The sequence below is a fragment of the Cupriavidus sp. YAF13 genome, from assembly GCF_052113425.1.
In the GTDB taxonomy this organism is placed as follows: domain Bacteria; phylum Pseudomonadota; class Gammaproteobacteria; order Burkholderiales; family Burkholderiaceae; genus Cupriavidus.
In genome coordinates this window covers 132,454-149,725 of sequence record NZ_JBFRDD010000032.1, presented here as the reverse complement: position 1 = coordinate 149,725, position 17,272 = coordinate 132,454, and the positions used below count along the sequence as shown (strand labels likewise).

15 protein-coding genes and 1 pseudogene are annotated in these 17,272 nt (G+C 64.7%); 9 read left to right on the top strand and 7 right to left on the bottom strand.

Annotated elements, in window-relative coordinates; all coding sequences use genetic code 11:
• From AB4061_RS24535 to AB4061_RS24525, 3 genes and pseudogenes are all read left to right on the top strand, one after another.
• Positions 1–134, top strand: a pseudogene (locus tag AB4061_RS24535) (IS1595-like element ISCARN29 family transposase); the annotation flags it as partial.
• Between the two features lie 178 nt (positions 135–312).
• Positions 313–546, top strand: a complete 234-nt coding sequence (locus AB4061_RS24530; RefSeq protein WP_174428675.1) for an AbrB/MazE/SpoVT family DNA-binding domain-containing protein — start codon at positions 313–315, stop codon at positions 544–546.
• Positions 533–961, top strand: a complete 429-nt coding sequence (locus tag AB4061_RS24525) for a PIN domain-containing protein (protein WP_441638354.1) — start codon at positions 533–535, stop codon at positions 959–961. Before AB4061_RS24530 ends, AB4061_RS24525 begins: the two co-directional genes overlap by 14 nt.
• 17 nt (positions 962–978) lie before the next feature.
• Here AB4061_RS24525 and AB4061_RS24520 read toward each other — a convergent pair whose 3' ends face one another.
• From AB4061_RS24520 to surE, 5 genes are all read right to left on the bottom strand, one after another.
• Positions 979–2,166 (bottom strand): Wadjet anti-phage system protein JetD domain-containing protein, encoded by a 1,188-nt coding sequence (locus AB4061_RS24520; protein WP_441638353.1) that lies wholly within the window; start codon positions 2,164–2,166, stop codon positions 979–981.
• Complete coding sequence (locus AB4061_RS24515; protein WP_441638351.1) at positions 2,117–5,437, bottom strand: ATP-binding protein; 3,321 nt, start codon at positions 5,435–5,437, stop codon at positions 2,117–2,119. Before AB4061_RS24515 ends, AB4061_RS24520 begins: the two co-directional genes overlap by 50 nt.
• Positions 5,434–6,189, bottom strand: coding sequence for a DUF4194 domain-containing protein (locus AB4061_RS24510; RefSeq protein WP_441638349.1), 756 nt, complete (start codon positions 6,187–6,189; stop codon positions 5,434–5,436). The genes AB4061_RS24515 and AB4061_RS24510 overlap by 4 nt, the downstream gene beginning before the upstream one ends.
• Before the next feature lies 1 nt (position 6,190).
• Positions 6,191–7,687, bottom strand: coding sequence for a DUF3375 domain-containing protein (locus tag AB4061_RS24505; RefSeq protein ID WP_441638347.1), 1,497 nt, complete (start codon positions 7,685–7,687; stop codon positions 6,191–6,193).
• Between the two features lie 240 nt (positions 7,688–7,927).
• The gene (surE, locus tag AB4061_RS24500; protein WP_441638345.1) at positions 7,928–8,698 is read right to left on the bottom strand and encodes a 5'/3'-nucleotidase SurE; all 771 of its coding nucleotides are present in this window, start codon (positions 8,696–8,698) and stop codon (positions 7,928–7,930) included.
• Positions 8,699–8,918: 220 nt separating this feature from the next.
• Between surE and AB4061_RS24495 the strand changes: the two genes are divergently transcribed.
• From AB4061_RS24495 to AB4061_RS24480, 4 genes are all read left to right on the top strand, one after another.
• The gene (locus AB4061_RS24495) at positions 8,919–9,854 is read left to right on the top strand and encodes a DMT family transporter (RefSeq protein WP_441638343.1); all 936 of its coding nucleotides are present in this window, start codon (positions 8,919–8,921) and stop codon (positions 9,852–9,854) included.
• Positions 9,838–10,653: an AraC family transcriptional regulator gene (locus AB4061_RS24490; RefSeq protein ID WP_441638341.1), complete on the top strand. Its 816-nt coding sequence runs from the start codon at positions 9,838–9,840 to the stop codon at positions 10,651–10,653. Before AB4061_RS24495 ends, AB4061_RS24490 begins: the two co-directional genes overlap by 17 nt.
• A gap of 127 nt (positions 10,654–10,780) precedes the next feature.
• Positions 10,781–11,749 (top strand): ferritin-like domain-containing protein, encoded by a 969-nt coding sequence (locus tag AB4061_RS24485; protein ID WP_441638339.1) that lies wholly within the window; start codon positions 10,781–10,783, stop codon positions 11,747–11,749.
• A gap of 57 nt (positions 11,750–11,806) precedes the next feature.
• Positions 11,807–12,946, top strand: a complete 1,140-nt coding sequence (locus AB4061_RS24480; protein ID WP_441638337.1) for a glycosyltransferase — start codon at positions 11,807–11,809, stop codon at positions 12,944–12,946.
• An 18-nt stretch (positions 12,947–12,964) separates the two neighbouring features.
• On the opposite strand, the gene hpnA is transcribed toward AB4061_RS24480, so the two are convergent.
• The gene (hpnA, locus tag AB4061_RS24475) at positions 12,965–13,966 is read right to left on the bottom strand and encodes a hopanoid-associated sugar epimerase (RefSeq protein WP_441638335.1); all 1,002 of its coding nucleotides are present in this window, start codon (positions 13,964–13,966) and stop codon (positions 12,965–12,967) included.
• 157 nt (positions 13,967–14,123) lie between these two features.
• Between hpnA and ispH the strand changes: the two genes are divergently transcribed.
• Complete coding sequence (ispH, locus tag AB4061_RS24470) at positions 14,124–15,125, top strand: 4-hydroxy-3-methylbut-2-enyl diphosphate reductase (RefSeq protein ID WP_441638333.1); 1,002 nt, start codon at positions 14,124–14,126, stop codon at positions 15,123–15,125.
• Positions 15,126–15,158: 33 nt separating this feature from the next.
• Positions 15,159–16,325 carry an adenosyl-hopene transferase HpnH gene (gene hpnH, locus AB4061_RS24465; protein ID WP_441638331.1) on the top strand — a complete coding sequence of 389 codons (1,167 nt, stop codon included), beginning with the start codon at positions 15,159–15,161 and terminating at the stop codon, positions 16,323–16,325.
• A 113-nt stretch (positions 16,326–16,438) separates the two neighbouring features.
• Here the strand turns inward: hpnH and AB4061_RS24460 are convergent, their stop codons facing one another.
• The gene (locus AB4061_RS24460; protein WP_441638329.1) at positions 16,439–17,086 is read right to left on the bottom strand and encodes an MlaC/ttg2D family ABC transporter substrate-binding protein; all 648 of its coding nucleotides are present in this window, start codon (positions 17,084–17,086) and stop codon (positions 16,439–16,441) included.
• Positions 17,087–17,272: the final 186 nt, after the last annotated feature.

Genomic DNA, 17,272 nt, shown 5'->3' with positions numbered 1-17,272 from the left:
AACTCAGGGGCGTGGCCACCAAGTACTTGCCGAACTACCTGGCTTGGCAACGGCTGATGAGCTGGAACAAGGAAGGCGTTTCCGCCGACGATGTCATCGCGTCAGCTCTCGGCAAGCAGGTCATCAACGTTTAATCTGAACAGCGCCAAATCTCTAGAGTGCATGCGACAAGGACGGCTCTAGCCGCGTCGCGCGAAAAGAAAGAAAAAAGGGATAGTACGCCACAAAGTTGACTACCCCTTGATGCCCCTCATGCGAGGATATACATTTCACAACGTATATCATCCTCGAGTGCCATGGGAGAAACAGATCATGCAAGTCAGCAAATGGGGAAATAGCCTGGCCATCCGTCTGCCCGCCTCCGTGGTGGACGCGCTGGAGCTGCACGAAGGCGACGACATTGAAGTCGTGATCGCCGACGAACGGGTTTTCCAGGTCAGGAAGAAACCCGGCAGCGCCGACTATCTGGCGAAACTACGGCAGTTCCGCGGGCGCCTGCCGGCAGATTTCAAGTTTGACCGGGACGATATCAATGACCGCGCGTAGGGCGTTTATCGATAGCAACGTACTGTTGTACCTATTGTCCGCCGACACGGCAAAAGCGGATCGCGCCGAAGCCGTCGTCCAGGCCGGGGGCAGAATCAGCGTGCAGGTCTTGAACGAAATCACCAACGTGGCTCGCCGCAAGCTGGCTATGCCGTGGCCAGAAGTGAGCGAGGTTGTGAGACTGATTCAGTCCCTGTGCCCCGTGGAGCCGCTCACAGTGGAAACACATGAGAAAGGCAGGCAGATTGCCGAACGTTACGGATTCAGCGTCTACGATGCGATGATCATAGCGGCGGCGCTGTTGTCCGACTGCGAGATCTTGTATTCCGAGGATATGCAGGACGGGATGCTCATCGAAGAAGGATTGCGTGTTCGCAATCCGTTTGCGGCAGGGCTGTCCCTTGGGACAGCTTGAGGGGGCCGCGCAATAGGTCAATCCAGCGCGCCCCCGTGCCACGCGATTAGCGCCGCGACTACCAGATCTGGCGGCAGGAACTCCTGCTCGATGCGCCCGCGCTCCTGCCGGCGCAAATACTGATAGAAGTCCCTTTCAACGACTGTGAGGCCCTCCGGCGGCTCGACACCGGCCGGCACAGGCTCCGCCACAGCCAACCCTACAGCGTATTGATCGAAGCAGGCTCGATGCATCTGCACGACAGTCACATCGGCCAGGGCCTGCCGTGCCCTGGCCAGCATCGTCAGCCCCCAGGTGTCCATGTCGCCCCAATAGGCAACATGCTTGTGCGCCAGCCATTCGGCTCGCATCCAGCCTAGGTTCAAACCCGCACCGAGGATGGCGACGGTATCGGCCAACGCCGGCAATTGATGCAGGCAGCGCTCGTTTTCCACGACCAGGATATGGCTGACGGACTCCGGCAACAGGCCAAGCTCGCTGACGCGCACGCGCTGCTGCGAAAACGGCAGCAGTCCAGGCGCCAGCGGCACCAACAGGAGCCAATGATCGCTATCATCGGCTGCATCCAGGAAGGACTCCAGCCCGAGCTCGCTCGGCAGTCCGTCAAAGCGCACATCGAGCATCTGGATCAACAAGGCGCGATTGCGTTCGATGAACTTGCTATCAATATTGCAGACGGTCAATGCCCGCAGCGGCCGTCCCCCCGCACAGCCAGGCGTCAAGGCCAGGGCGACCTCGCTCGCCTTGGCGACGTCGCCGGCCGGGCGGTCTACCGCAAGGCGGCGTTGGCGCAGGATCAATGGATGGAAGAGCGGATCGACAGCCTGTACCAACTGGCCAAGCGCCCGATACTCAGCCTGGATCGCTGCATCCCCTGTGGCTAAGACCCATTCCGACGGCGTGCGCAACTCCCAACTCTGCGGCACTTCAACCGGCGCATTGCCGGCTCGGTACGCCACATCCTGCCAGACAACCGTTCCGACTTGGATCTCACGCCAGCGCTGCACATGCCGCCTGACCAGGCCGGTCTCGTCGGCAAAAGCCCTTGCGCTCGGCCTGCCTATCGACAGACTCAGCGGCCAGCTATCAGCCTGGAGCAATCGAGCCACGCGCATATCCGCGGATTGCCAATGCCTGGCGAGCTTCGCCGCCAACTCATCCGGTGACTTCATCTTGGCTGTTTTGTCTAGAGCGAGCGAGCACATCCAGCTCTTCCCAACTCAGCGATGTCATGGTGGCCTGCTGCCCTCTGCGGTGAATCAGGATCGCGGAGCGGGTATGTGCGCGCAGCAGACGCATTTCCTTGTTCGGTGTGACAAACAGCGGATGCAGGCCAAACTCCCGCAGCGCCGAAATAATCCGCCCGGCCACTGCCTGCGAGCTTTTCGAGAATGCCTCATCCAGCACGATGGTGCCGAATAGCGGCTTGCTCCCTCCATCCGGGCACAGGGCATAGCTCAGCGAGGCTGTCAGAATATAGCTGGCGATGATTTCCTTCTCGCCGCCGCTTCCGCCCTGCGAGCCGGTGCGGGTTTCCATGACCGCGCCCGTGCCGCGCTCGATCACCGACACGGCAAACTGCAGGCGATAGCGCGGATCCAGCAGCGCACGCGCGCCAACCGTAGTCCGGCGCTCGCTGGCTTCTCGCAACAGCGTCACCACCTGCGCCAGGGCCCGGAAGTGGCTTTCGCCCTGATCGTCCTGCAATGCCGCCGAGCGTAGCGCACGCTGCGCCTGCTGCAGCGTTTTCAAGCTCTCATGAACCACACGGCGTGGATCCAGCCGCAGATACCGCCCGGGCTGGAAATCGACCCGGCGCATGGTGTTGTTAAGATCTTCGATGCGTTCCTCGATGATCGCCACTTCGTTCTCGATACTGCCGAGCAACTGGCTTACGCCCTGGTCGGAGGACTGGTTGAGGTAGTTCAGGAAGCGCTGCAGCTTCTCTGGCAGGGCCTCTTCGTTCAGTAGCTTCAGGCGCGCCAAGTATTGCGGCACGTCCTCCAGTTCGGTGCCGACATCGGACAGAGCGCCGGTATCCTCGCGCTTCGCTTGTCCCATAGCGCGAATCAGATCCTTCTCGCAACGAACAAGCGATTCGGCGATCCGTCGAAGTTGCTCACGCAATCGCCCTTCCGCCCCGGCCTCGTGCTCCTCCAGCGCATCGACCTGTTGCACGCCGGACAGGTCGAAATGCTGCTGTGCCAGCGCTAGCTGCTCAGCGCTCAACCCCTCGCCGCTACGTCGGTAGGCGCGTTCCCGCTGTGCTATCGCAACCTCGAGGTCTTTCTGCAAAGCGACTTGAACCATGCGAGCCTTTTGCCATGCCTCAGACCTTTGCCTCAGCAGCGTCTTGGCCTCCTGCCATCGTTGCTGCGCCCTCGCAGTATCCGACTCCGGATCGGTCAGATCAATCAGGCGCCGCCGCAAGTCAGCAAGGTCGCCTTCTGCCGCGGGTAGGTCGATGTCCTGGAACTGCAGACCCAGCAAGCGCTCAAGCAGGCCCAGGCGTACGCGGCTTTCACCCACTGCCACCTTGCCCAACTCGAACAGTTCCTCATGCCGCTTAAGCGCCGCCGTAGCCTGACGCAACTGTTCTTCCAGCTCCGCCAGGCTGTCCTTGTTATCGAAACCGGTCATCCACCCCTGATGGAGAGGCGTCTTATCCTGTTTCTCGAAAAAGCCAGTCTTGCCTGACATCAAGCCCTGCGCCGTCAAGCCGTGTGGGGTACTTTTCAGCATCTCGGGTGAGGCAACACAATGACGGTCGATCTCGTTCAGGAATTGCCTGAGCGCTTCCCCGTATGCGTGGTCCTTGAAATTCAGCTTCCGGGTGAATCCGTCCTCAAAAGAGCCAGGGGCTGGCGCCGGCTCCTTCACCTCCAGCAAGCGAACGTGCAGCCGGTTATCGCGGCCATTTACCCACGACAACGCCGTTTTCATCACTTGTGGCGGCACCATCAGACGAAGTCGATGCCCCCCAATGGCGCGCTCAATGGCACCTCTCCATTGGGCTTGATTCGCGCGCACTTCCACCATCTCCGCGACAAACGGCAAGACATCCTCAGGCTGACCGAGATGCGCGGCGAGTTCGCTCCTGAATTGCTGATATGGCCCCGGAATGTTGGAGCCGGGTCGTGCCCGGACCTGCCGCAAGGACTCCATCACTTCCGAGACAACCACCTTACTGGCCTCGACCTTGACCCCGAGCGCGAAAGCCTCGCCTTCCTGCCCTGCAAGCGACTCTTCATATTGGACTTTCTGCTGGCCAGCCTGCCGCTGCCCCTCTCCAAAAGCCTCGACTGTCAAGGTGACATCGAGCGCCAAAGACCTCATCAGTTGCTGATAGTCCCGCGCATAGCGTTGAAGCGTCTCGCAGTGCTTGCGTTGTCTTTCTATTTGCTCCTCCAGCAACTCGACGTTGCTGCCCCCAGTCTGCAGGTAGCGGTCACGCAAAGCTTGCTCCTGCGCCTCTTGCTCACCAATCTCCGTGGACAGCGCATCGACACGCTGCGTGCAAAATCCGATCTGCCTCGTTAGATCGTCGGCGCGCCCATGCCAGAGCTGGTGGGCGCGCAGCGCATAGCAGACCGGCAGCATGGCAATCAGGTCGAGCTGGACATCTTGTTGTTGACGGTACTCGCCGCGCGACTGCCACCCCTTCTCGACCGGCAGCAGGGACTCCCGCTGCCTGCGCGCAATCTCCAACTCCTGATGGATCGCCGCCAGGTCGTCGAACTCGGACGCTACTTCGGCCGCGCGCTGGAACGCCGAGCGGTCATCCAGCACCAACTCGCGAAACAATTCGTCGATACTGTTCAACTGCTTGAGGCCGGCGGCACGATTCAGCAAGGTGAAAGCGTTCTCGCCCACCTCGAAGAAGCGGCGTAGTTGCGCGACATAAGCCTTCTTGTTCTCGAATACCTGCAGATCGGCAAGCTCGCGCCCAAGCTGCTTCAATGCGCGCTTGCCGCCGGCGTGATGCACTTCGAGCCACTCGTCCAGCCCTTGCTGCTCCTGCCGGGAAATCAACCAGATCCTGTCAAGGTCGGCGGCCGCCGAACTACTCCCCTCCAACGTAAAGATGCCGGCAATGGTCAAGCGCACGTTGCCGTTGCCGAAGCTTGCGGCGATCGCCGACACGGTCTTGCCCGGCCGGGCAATATGGTCGGTATCGCCACCTCGTCCCGCCCCGGACACGCCGCGTACATAGGACACCAGATCGCGATCGCTTTCATGCCCGCCGGTCGAGGCCAGGTTGTAACGCGGCTGGGCCGCGATCAATGTCATCAGGGCATCGACCAGCGTCGTCTTACCGCTGCCGGTTTGCCCGATGATGGCGGTACCCTCGATATCGATCTCGGCATGGTGCCGTCCCCCAAACGGCCCCCAGTTGTAGACGTCGAGATGCGTCAGCACATACGCCGCGCAGGGCAGCAACTCCTCGATTGATGGATGCCCTGGGGGAGGCTTCATACGGCATCCTCCGGATCGCTCGACGCGCCGCTATCGTCGCCACCCGCAGGCTGCGCTGCAAGCCTAAGGGCCTGCAACAGGCTTTGCAGGTTCTCGGGATTGGCAAGATGGACGATGATGGGCCGGATGGAGACCTGATCGTGTGGATCGACCTCGGAAACAATGCCATGCGGCTTTAGCTTCTCCAGCAAGGTGCGCAAACGCTGCTGCTCGCGCGCGTCGCTGCCCAGGTTGCCCAGGTAGAGCTGCACCTGTGGCAGCAGGTCTTCCAGCGCCACTTGGGCATCTCCGGCCCCAATCCCGCCCTCCTGCTCATGCGCCACATAGTGCTGGCGCAACAAGGCCACCAGCAGTGATTGTTCGAGCGTCAGGCGCTGGCGGCGCACCAGAGGATGCGACCACTCGTCCTCCGCCTGCGCGAACAATGGTTGTGACACCACCAGGAAGGCCAGCCCTCGCACGTCGTCGATCTTCAATGCCAGGTCCAGCGGCTCCAGGATGCGATCGATATCGGCCGCATGGGTGATAGCGATACGATAGAGATTGGGCTTTCTCGCGGCCTCCAGCAAGCCGAGCTTGAGCAACTCCTGGCAGGCATCCTTGACCTGGCGCGGGGTAATGGCAAGCCCACCCTCTGCCCCGGCTTGCGCGGAGGATGGGAGCGAAACCTCTTCTTCACTGTCTCGCGAAGACGAATCCACGGTTGCGGCGGACTCATCCGCCGCGGTCAGGTCATCAAAAATGCTCGCCATGCTATATCTCCATGTCCAAGCCGCGCAGATGTTCGGCGCCCAATTCCACCTGTGGCACCTGGAAACGCAGGGCAATTCCGTCACGGCCAAGCACATCTACGCTCTCGCGCTGCGGATGCACCGGGGCGTCAGCCTCCCTCGCCATGCCCAGCCACAACGCAATCGACTCCAGATCATGGGTCGGCGGCAGATGCCGCGCCAGCTCGGCAATGCCCATGGCCTGCCCGCTCTCTTGCAGCAAGGCCAGCGTCCGCTCGATCAATGCCTGGCGGTCAAGGCTATCGAACGCATCCCAGAAATCCTCATCGATCAGCGTGGGATCCATGCCGCGGGCGCCAAGTTCGAGGCCCTGCTGCTCATCGTCCTCGCTGGCCTTGAAGCGAAGCCGCTCCACTAGTGGCAGCCCCGACACCGCGATGGCGACTGGCGGCAAAGGGCCGGCCTGGCGGCGTACCGCAGCACTGCCCCAGTCCACCGCCAGGGCCTGCTGCAGAATGTCATTGACCAGTTCTCCAACCCGATGATGCTCGGCAGCCAGGCCCGGCTTGAGGAACCCCTTGACATCACGCTCACTGCGTGCGCGTGCACGAATCACCGCTGCCGACTCGTCCACCAAGCGAATAATCAACCAGCGCAACTCACCTTGCTGCTGCGAATTCAAGGCCAACCGGGTGGCTGGATGCCTGATGATCGAACGCAAGCGATGCTTCATCGCATCCAGTTCCGCCGAGYGCCCCAACTGCTGCTGAAAACCATGAAACACCTTGCCTTCCGGCGTCTCCAGCAGGCCATCGTGGCTATTCAGCAGCTTGTCGACAACCTCGCCCCGGTGGTTGCGCTCGCTGACGATCGATTGCCGCAGCCGCCGGTCCGCCTCGCGATAGGAGTCCTCCACCCGCCGGAAGTCCCCCCGCAAGCTGGTGGCCAGGTTGAATATTTCGCGAATGCCCTCGGCTGCCTCGGCATCGCTCAGTACTTTGACCTCACCTGCGTTGACCGCAGCCAGTTCGCTTTCAAGTTCGGCGATCTTGCGCTGCAAATATCTGGCGCGGCTGCGCGGGTCCGGATTCAGGCTTGACTCCAGATTCTCGATCTCCCGTTGCACGATGGACAAGCGCGATGCGGTTGATGTCATCAGCCGGCCTTCGAGTCCAGCTACGAACCTCAGCGCTTCCTCCAGCGCATCCGTAGCATACAGACGCCCCTCCCGCTCGATCACCAGCGCGCGCCGGATCCAGGCGCGCAACTCCTTGCGCGCTGCTGCCGCGCAGTCGTCAGCGTCGACGCCGAATTCATCGCTATTGGCATGCTGCTCCAGCAGTGCCGCCAAGGCCTGCTGCGCCTCTTCGAAGACGATTCCGTCGTGACTCCTCTCAAACAGAGTCTGCAGACAACTCAGAACCAGCGGTGAACTGCGCGCTGCAAGCAATTGCCAAGCCGGATGCTGGCGCCGGGCCTGGATATACTGCTGCGTACGTTGCTTCCAATCGAGATCCATCTTGCTATCTGTGTGAAGTGCTTTCGTCGGTTCCGATCAAGGAAAACCATGCCGTGATGGTCCGATCTTCCGGCGTGAAGGCAAACGCCGGATTCCCTCGAACAGAGATGCTATCAGACGGGTGCGGGAGAGAAATGCCAGCGCAGGATCCAGGTAATGGCCGATCATCGAGGCAGCGGAGAGCGACGCGGGCGCCGTGTGGCAGGGTGCCGCCCCCGGGCGGCACCGCCGGTCATCACCTCAAAGGCGCCCCGCCAGTTCCGCGGCCGCCTCCTCGTCGGTGCGCTCGAAACGCAGCGGCGTCACCGAAATAGCGCCCCGGCCGACCACCACCGCCTCGCTGTCGTCGGTGTCCGGCTGCGGGCCGCGCGAGAATTGCAGCCAGTGATACGGGATGCCGCGCGGGTCGACATGGGCCCGCACGGCAAGATCCTTGACGAGGCCAACGCCCTGGCGGGTGACGGTGAGCGGGCCGGCGGACCCGGGCTCCACATCGGGGAAGTTGATGTTCAGGCAGGCCTGCTGGTTCCAGCCGGCGGCAAGCAGGCGGCGGATCACGCCGGGCGCCAGCGCGCGCGCCGTTTCCCAGCGCACCGCGTTGCGATCGGTGAAAGCCTGGCTCAGCGCAATGGCCGGGATGCCCAGCAACACGCCGGTCATGGCGGCGCCGACGGTGCCGGAGAACACGGTTTCTAGGCCGAGGTTGGCGCCACGGTTGATGCCCGACAGGACCAGGCTCGGCGGGGTGTCGGCCATCAGGTGCCGGGCGGCCATGACGACGCAGTCGCCAGGGGTGCCGCTCACGCCGAAGCGGCGTTCGCCTTGCTGGCTGATGCGCAGCGGCGCGTGCAGGCTCAGGGAATGCGAGGTGCCGCTTTGGTCATGCTCGGGCGCGACCACCCAGACCTCGCGTGCCAGCGTTGCCGCCACGGCTTCGAGCACGGCCAGGCCGGGGGCGTCGATGCCATCATCGTTTGTGAGGAGTACGCGTTCCAACAGGGGTTCGGACATGGCTATAGAGGACCGTAGGTTGACGAATGCCGGGCTGCCTTGCGCGGCACGCAGCGTGCTGCATGGCAGTCGGGGCTAGCGCCAGACTATAAACCGACGCCGCGACGGTTCGGCCACGCGTTGCCGGATTTGCCAAGACAGGAAGGCATCAGGCGGCTAGCCTGCAGCCCATTGTCGATCATTGCCGCCCCCGCGCGCGCCGCCGGCGCGCTGAAACACCATGCCCTCATCCCGCCTCAGCGTCCCAGCCTCAGCCGCCTGGCTGTCCAGCCTGGCCTTTGTCCTGATCTGGTCGACCGGATTCATCGTGGGCCGGGCCATCGTGCCGGTGGCCCGGCCCAGCTTGTTCCTGCTGGCCCGCTTCTGCCTGGCGGCCGTACTGTTCGCAGCCGTGGCCGTGGCCGGCGGAGCGCGCTGGCCAGCGCTGCGCGAAGTGCCGCGGCACTTGCTGGCGGGCGCGCTCCTGCACGGCAGCTACCTGGGTGGCGGTTACTGGGCCATCGCACATGGCCTTGCGCCGTCGGCCATGGCCTTGCTTGGTGCCTTGCAACCGCTGCTGACCGCGCTGCTGGCGATCCCGCTGCTGGGGGAGTTTCCGTCCCGGCAGGCCTGGGGCGGGCTTGCACTGGGCTCCCTGGGCGTAGTATTGGTGGTGGCACCCGCCACCCTGGCCAGCGCACCCAGCCCCGTTTCGCCGTGGGTGGTGCTGGTGGCGGTCATCTCCATCCTCTCCATCACCATGGGCACGATCCTGCAGAAAACCTCGATTGCCGCCGCCGACCTGCGCACCAGCATGGCCTGGCAGAACGTGGGAGGCGCCCTGGTGGCCGGCGCGCTGGCATGGCTGCTGGGCGAGTCGCACTGGCAGCCGGGCATGGCGCTTTGGTCGGCGCTGGCCTGGGCCACGCTAGTGTTGTCGGGCCTGGGCACCTATCTGCTGGTGCGCATCGTCAGGCGCGGGCAGGCTGCCACCGCCGCGTCGCTGATGTTCCTGGCGCCGCCGCTGGCGGCGCTGCAGGCCTGGCTGCTGTTTGGCGACAAGCTCGGGGCCCTGCAGCTACTGGGCCTGCTCGTTGCCGGCATTGGGGTCTGGCTATGCCAGACCGGCCAGGGCGCCGGGAGCGCTCGCAAAACCAGCCATGCCGCCGCACGATGACGATGCTGTGCAGCTAGCGCAGGCGGGCCGGCCGGCGCCGCTGGTGGAGACCCGCGTCTACCAGCCAGAGCGGGAGTGGCATCGCCATGACTACCATCAGGTCCTGTTCGGCCTGGACGGTGCCTGCGAGCTGGAAATCGGCGGCCACCTGCACCGGCTCGATCCCTGCGGCGGGCTGATCGTGCCCGCCGGGGAGCGTCACGACTTCCTGGGGCTGGCCGGCAACCGGCAGTTGGTGCTGGATATTCCGCCGGGCTCGCTCGCGTTGCCGGCCGCGCTGATGGACCGGCCCACGGCGTTTGCCATCACCCGCGGCTGGAGCGAGCGCGTGCGGCGCCTGGCTACGCTGCCTCAGGCAGCCGGCTCCCGGCAACATCACTGGCAACTGGCCGCTACCCTTGCCGCCGACGTGGCGCAGGCGTTGGGCGTGGGCGGACGCGCCCAGCCCACGCATTTTCCGCTGGCGCAAATCGACGCCTATCTGCGCCAGCGCCTGGACGCGCCGCTGCGGGCCGACCAGCTCGCGGCACAGTTCGGCTGGAGTGTGCGGCGCTTCCACACCCTGTTCTGCGACGCCTTTGGCGATACGCCGCATCGCTACCAGACGCGCCTGCGGCTGGACCAGGCCGCGCGCCTGCTGGCGGACCGGGCCCAGCCGCTGGCGGAYATCTCGCTGGCGCTAGGCTTTCCCGACCAGACCACCTTTACGCGCAGCTTCACCCAGCGCTTCGGCATGCCGCCGGGGGCATGGCGTGCGGGCCTCGGGCTGGCGAACATCGCCTTGCCGGCATCGCACTAGCGCGCAAGCGGTCCCCCGTTGCCTTTCTATGCAGTACCTTGCGCGCGCCGTGATGCGTGTCCGGCACGCGCAAGCGCGCCAGCCACGCTAGAATCACCCCCGGACCATCAACCGCCAGGGGAGCAGGATGTCAGACGCGCTTGCCACGCCCAGCAGGACCAGCGAACCGAGCACCGAGGCCAAGGCCGCCGCCGTGGTCGCTGCCCTCGCCAAGGCCGAGATCGACCAGGCCGACCATGCCATGCGCAACTGGACCGACCCCGAGCCCGGGCCGGTTCGCATCGGCTCGCCGCAGCATTTGCGCATGTTCTGCAATATGTTGCTGCAAACCCACAACCCCTACAAACCCGCGGTTATCGATTGGCCCAGGCTTGACCCGGATGCCCTGCACCGGGTGACCTCGCTGCCGATATGGGATATCGCGGTACAGACCGAAGGCCGTGCCTCCGTGCGGGTGCAGGCCTTCGCCGATACCGTGACCACCCCCCTGCTGCGCAGCGCACTGGAAATGGATGGTGGCGAGGAGGCGCGCCACAAGGTGGTGCTGTCGAAACTGGTAGAAGCCTACGGCATCGCCCTGGCACCCGAGCCTGAGTACCGCCCGCCAGCTGACGTGGAGTGGGGCTGGCTGGTCACCGGCTACAGCGAGTGCATCGATAGTTTTTTTGCCTTTGGCCTGTTTGCCGCGGCCAAGCGCTCAGGCTTCTTCCCCGCGGAACTGGTGGAAACGTTCGAGCCGGTCATCCAGGAGGAAGGCCGCCACATCCTGTTCTTCGTGAACTGGGCGGCTTGGTATCGCCGCAACCTGCCCTGGTGGCGGCGCCCGCTTTACACGCTCAAGGTGATGCGGGTGTGGGCCTTCCTGATCTGGGAGCGTGTTGGCATTGCGCGCGGCATCGATGCCGACGGCGTGGCCAAGGACGCCAATTTCCCCATGAACAGCACGTCCTCGCTAGCCGAGGCCCTGTCGCCGCGGGCGATGATCGAGCTTTGCCTGGCCGAGAACGACCGCCGCATGGCCGGCTACGATCCGCGCCTGCTGCGCCCTGAAACCGTGCCCAAGCTTGCCCGGCTTGCCCGGCGCCTGTTGCGCTGATGCGTGATGCGCTGACGCCGTCGCTGCCCTACCCATCCTGTCCTGGAGTTTTTTGAGATGTTTGTGTTGTCCCTGATCTCGCTCGCCATCTGGTGCGTGCTGCTTGCCGGCCGTGCCGGCTTCTGGCGAGTGCGCAAGCCCGGCCCCGCGCCCGCGCCCGCCCAATGGCCTGAGGTGGTTGCCGTCATCCCGGCTCGCAACGAAGCGGACGTGATTGGCGGCGCCGTGGCCAGCGTGCTGGGCCAGGACTATCCCGCAGCGCTGCGGCTGGTGGTAGTGGATGACCATAGCACCGACGGCACCGCCGACATCGCGCGCAGCGCCGCGGTGGCGCTGGGCAAGGCGGATGCGCTGACCGTGATCACGGCGCGCGACCTGCCGGCCGGCTGGAGCGGCAAGGTCTGGGCGCAGTCCGAAGGCCTCGCCGCCGCCGACAAGGCAGCGCCCGGAGCCGGCTGGGTATGGCTGACGGACGCCGACATCCACCACGGCAACGGCGTACTGGCCCGGTTGGTGGCGCGTGCCGCGCACGAGCAGCGGGACCTGGTGTCGTTGATGGTGCGGCTGCGCTGCGCATCGTGGTGGGAACGCCTGATCGTCCCGGCCTTTGTGTTCTTCTTTGCCAAGCTCTACCCGTTTGCGCGGGTGAACAATCCGCGCAGCGGCGTGGCTGCGGCCGCCGGCGGCTGCATGCTGGCGCGCCGTGCCGCACTGGCCCGCATTGGCGGATTTGCGGCGATCCGGGGCGAACTGATCGATGACTGCAGCCTGGCTGCCTGCATCAAGCAAGGCGGCTCGATCCGCCTCGACCTGGCCGACGACAGCATTTCGGTGCGCCCCTACGATGACTGGCGCAGCCTGTGGGACATGATTGCCCGCAGCGCGTACACCCAATTGCATTATTCGCCGCTGCTGCTGGCCGGCGCAGTGGCTGGCATGGTCCTCACTTACCTGGCGCCGCCCTTGCTGGCGCTCGGCGGCGGCCTGCGGCTGTGGCCGGCATGGGCCGCCTGGCTGGCCATGGCGCTGGCCTACGTGCCCATGCTGCGTGAATACCGCCAGCCGCTCTGGCTGGCACCACTGCTGCCGGTGACGGCGTTGTTCTACCTCGGCGCCACGGTCGACTCCGCGCGCCGCTACTGGCTGCGCAAAGGCGGCCAGTGGAAGGGACGCGCGCAGGCCCCCCAACGGGGCTGACCGTCGGGGCTTAACCCGTTAGCCCAGGTAGCCGGCGCTACGGAACCAGTCGAGCGCTTCGCCCAGCCCTTGTTGATATGGCCGCGCCTGGTAGCCTAGCGCCAGGCGGGCTTTCTCCGAACTGAAGAACATCCGGTACTTCGACATCGACAGGCCATCCGCCGTCAGGAAGGGCTCCTTGCCGGTCATGCGCGCCACCGCCTCCGCCCCGTAGGCGAGCGGGTAAAGCGGCCAGCGCGGCAAGCGGATGGTTGGGGCACGCCGCCCCGTCATGGCAGCGATATCGGCCAGCATCTGTTGCAGGCCCACGTCCTGCCCGCCGAGGATGTAGCGCTCGCCGGTCACGCCGCGCGCCAGCGCAAGCATATGGCCTTCGGCCACATCGTCCACATGCACCAGGTTCAGGCCGGTATCGACGAAGGCGGGAATCTTGCCGGTGGCGGCCTCTACGATGATGCGGCCGGTGGGCGTGGGCCGCACGTCACGCGGGCCGATCGGCGTGGAAGGGTTGACGATCACGGCAGGAAGCCCGTCGCGGGCCACCATGCGCTCCACCACGCGTTCGGCCAGCACCTTGCTGCGCTTGTAGGCGCCAATAGCCTCATGACCGGCCATGGCGGCCTCTTCCGTCACCGGCGCAGTGGCGCCCGCGACGCGCAGGGTAGCCACGCTGCTGGTGTAGACGATGCGCTCGACCCCGCAAGCCAGTGCCGCACCCATCACCGTCTCGGTGCCCGCCACATTGGTGCGCACGATTTCCTCGGGATCCGGCGCCCACAGCCGGTAATCCGCCGCCACGTGGAAGAGGTAGCGCACCCCTCGGAGCGCGCTTTCCATGGCGCGCGCGTCGCGCATGTCGCCCTCGGCGATCTCCACGGGCAGGCCCTCCAGGTTGCGGCGCGGGCTGCCGGCGCGTACCATCGCCCGTACGCGAAAACCGCGCGCCAGCGCTTGCCGCGCCACTGCCGAGCCGAGAAAGCCGGATGCGCCCGTTACCAGGACGTAGTCCCCTGAACTCATTTCAACCACCGAAAAACCCTCAAAGTGTTGCTGGCTGTAGCCAGGTGCCAGGCAAAGGTTGCGGCACCGGTATATAGTAACCACCGTATGACGGGAAAGTGATTCCGGAATATCAACTTATGCTGAACCCGTTGACTGGGTCGGGGGGCCTATATTTATGCAGGTGATTCTTGCTCAACCCCGCGGTTTCTGTGCTGGTGTGGTGCGCGCGATCGAGATTGTAGACCGTGCCCTCGTCAAACACGGAGCCCCGGTGTTTGTGCGACACGAAATCGTGCACAACAAGCACGTGGTCGAAGGGTTGAGACGCAAGGGCGCGCAATTCGTGGAAGAACTGGACGAAGTGCCGACCCGCGCCGTCACCATCTTCAGCGCGCATGGTGTCTCCAAGGATGTCGAGAGCGACGCCAGGACCCGCCAGCTGCACTCGATCGACGCGACCTGCCCGCTGGTGATCAAGGTCCACACCCAGGGGCGCCAGTACGCCGCCAGTGGCCGCACCGTGATCCTGATCGGCCATGCCGGCCATCCGGAGGTCGAGGGCACGATGGGGCAAATTCCCGGCAAGGTAATCCTGGTGCAGAGCGAGGCGGAAGTCGCGCTGCTCGACCTGCCCGCAGACACCCCGGTTGCCTACGTGACCCAGACTACGCTCAGCGTGGACGACACACGTAATATAATTGCCGCCCTGAGCCGGCGTTTTGCCAATCTGGTCGGGCCGGATACGCGTGACATCTGCTACGCCACGCAAAACCGCCAAAGCGCCGTGCGCGAGCTCTCCAAGCAGGTGGAAGTGATCCTTGTGATCGGCGCCACCAATAGTTCCAACTCCAACCGCCTGCGCGAAATCGGCACGGAGAGCGGTGTGCCCAGCTATTTGATTGCCGATGGCAGCGAACTGAACCCCGAGTGGGTGCGCGGCGTTGAGGTCGTGGGGATCACGGCCGGCGCCTCCGCCCCCGAGGAAATGGTCAAGGACGTGATCGCCACGTTGCGCCAGCTCGGGCCGGTGGACGTGTCGGTCATGGAAGGCCGCGAGGAACACGCCGAATTCCGCTTGCCAGCCGAGCTCGCCGATCCGTCGCCGCGCCGGCAGGCAGCCGGCACGGCCACCGCCGAAGCCGCGCCGCAGCCGGACCCGCAAACCGCCGCTGGCTAACGCCCGGGCGCCCCTATAACAAGGAAGTACATTTTGGCCATTCCCTTTCTGCAGGTTGCCCGCGTGGGCGCCTATGTCGTCAAGCAGCACCTCTCGGGCAACAAGCGCTATCCGCTGGCGCTGATGCTCGAGCCGCTGTTCCGCTGCAACCTGGCCTGTAATGGCTGCGGCAAGATCGACTATCCGGATCCCATCCTGAACCAGCGCCTGTCCATCGAGCAGTGCCTGGGCGCGGTCGACGAATGCGGCGCGCCGGTGGTTTCCATTGCCGGTGGCGAGCCGCTGCTGCACAAGGACATGCCCACCATCGTCAAGGGCATCATTGCGCGCCGCAAGTTTGTGTACCTGTGCACGAATGCGCTGCTGATGGAAAAGAAACTGGACCAGTACGAGCCGAGCCCGTACTTCGTCTGGTCTGTGCACCTGGACGGCGACCGCGAGATGCACGACCGCTCGGTGAGCCAGGAAGGCGTGTACGACCGTTGCGTCGAAGCCATCGCCGCGGCCAAGAAGCGCGGCTTCCGCGTCAACATCAACTGCACGCTGTTCAACGATGCCGAGCCGGAAAAAGTCGCCCGCTTCTTCGACTCCGTGAAGGCCATGGGCGTGGACGGCATCACCGTCTCGCCGGGCTACGCCTACGAGCGCGCGCCCGACCAGCAGCACTTCCTGAACCGCGGCAAGACCCGCCAGCTGTTCCGCGACATCCTGTCGCGCGGCCGCGCCGGCAAGAACTGGGCATTCAGCCAGTCCACGCTGTTCCTGGACTTCCTGGCCGGCAACCAGACCTACAAGTGCACGCCCTGGGGCAATCCGGCGCGCACCGTGTTCGGCTGGCAGCGTCCGTGCTACCTGCTCGGCGAAGGCTACGTCGACACCTTCAAGGAACTGATGGAAGGCACCGACTGGGACGCCTATGGCGTTGGCCACTACGAGAAGTGCGCCGACTGCATGGTCCATAGCGGCTTCGAGGCCACCGCGGTAGCGGACACCATCGCGCACCCGCTCAAGGCCTTGGGCGTGAGCCTGCGCGGCGTGCGTACGTCGGGCCCGATGGCACCGGATATCGACCTGACCAAGCAGCGCCCGGCCGAGTACGTGTTCTCGAAGCACGTGGAGATCAAGCTCGAAGAGATCGGCCGCTCGAAGCCTTCCAAGGCAGCCAACGACGCCGCGGCACGCAAAGCTGCTGCGCACTAAACCGAAGGCTGGCTGGCAAAAAAGGCGCGCTCCCGGGTACCGCGCGTAACCGGGAGCGCGCCTTTTCTTTTATGCCTGACGCTGTCGCTGATGCGCTGGCCCAGGCCAGGCGCTCAGGCGTCGGCGGACTGGCGTGCGTTGTGGTTGGCCAAGTACTTGAGCAGGCCGTCGATGCCGTTGCGCGCAACGATATCGGCGAACTGGCGGCGGTACACCTCGATCAGCCAGGCGCCCATCATGTTGATGTCGTAGATCTTCCAGCCGTTGCCGCTGCGCTGCAGGCGGTAATCGATCTGCATTTCATCGCCGTTGTTCAGCACGCGCGTCTCCACCACGACATCCGTGGCGCCGCTGGCGGCCAGCGTCGGCTTGTAGCTGAACTTCACGTTCTGCTCGCGCAGTTGCGACAGCGACACCGCGTAGCTGCGCACCAGCAAGGTCTGGAACTGCTCGTACAGCTGCTTTTGCTGCTCGGGCGTGGCATTGCGCCAGGCGCTGCCGACCGCCAGCCGGGTGGTGCGTTCAAAATCGGTGTACGGCAGGAACTGGCGCTGCACGACCGCGGTGATCTTGGCGAGGTCGCCGTTGCGGGTGTCCGGGCTGGACTGGATGGTGCCGATCACGCCCTCGACCGCCGCGCGTACCAGGCGGTCCGGCGAGGACCTGTCGGCCGTTTGCGCTTGCGCGGGGCAAACCATGGCCACTGCGGCAAGCGGAACGAGGGGAACGAGGACCTGGAAAGCAATACCGTGTTTCTTCATGCGAATTTGGACCTGAAAATGCCAGTCGGTTCGCCGCCGGCAATGCCCGGCGGATTTGCCAGGAAAATCAAACAGGAAACGCGCCGTGCTGCGCCGCTGCAAGGCTGCAGCCCGGTCCGCACGCACGTGCCGGGGCAGTATAGCGTACCGGCGCGCGCGCTCCGCGCAGCGCCACACCGCGCCGGC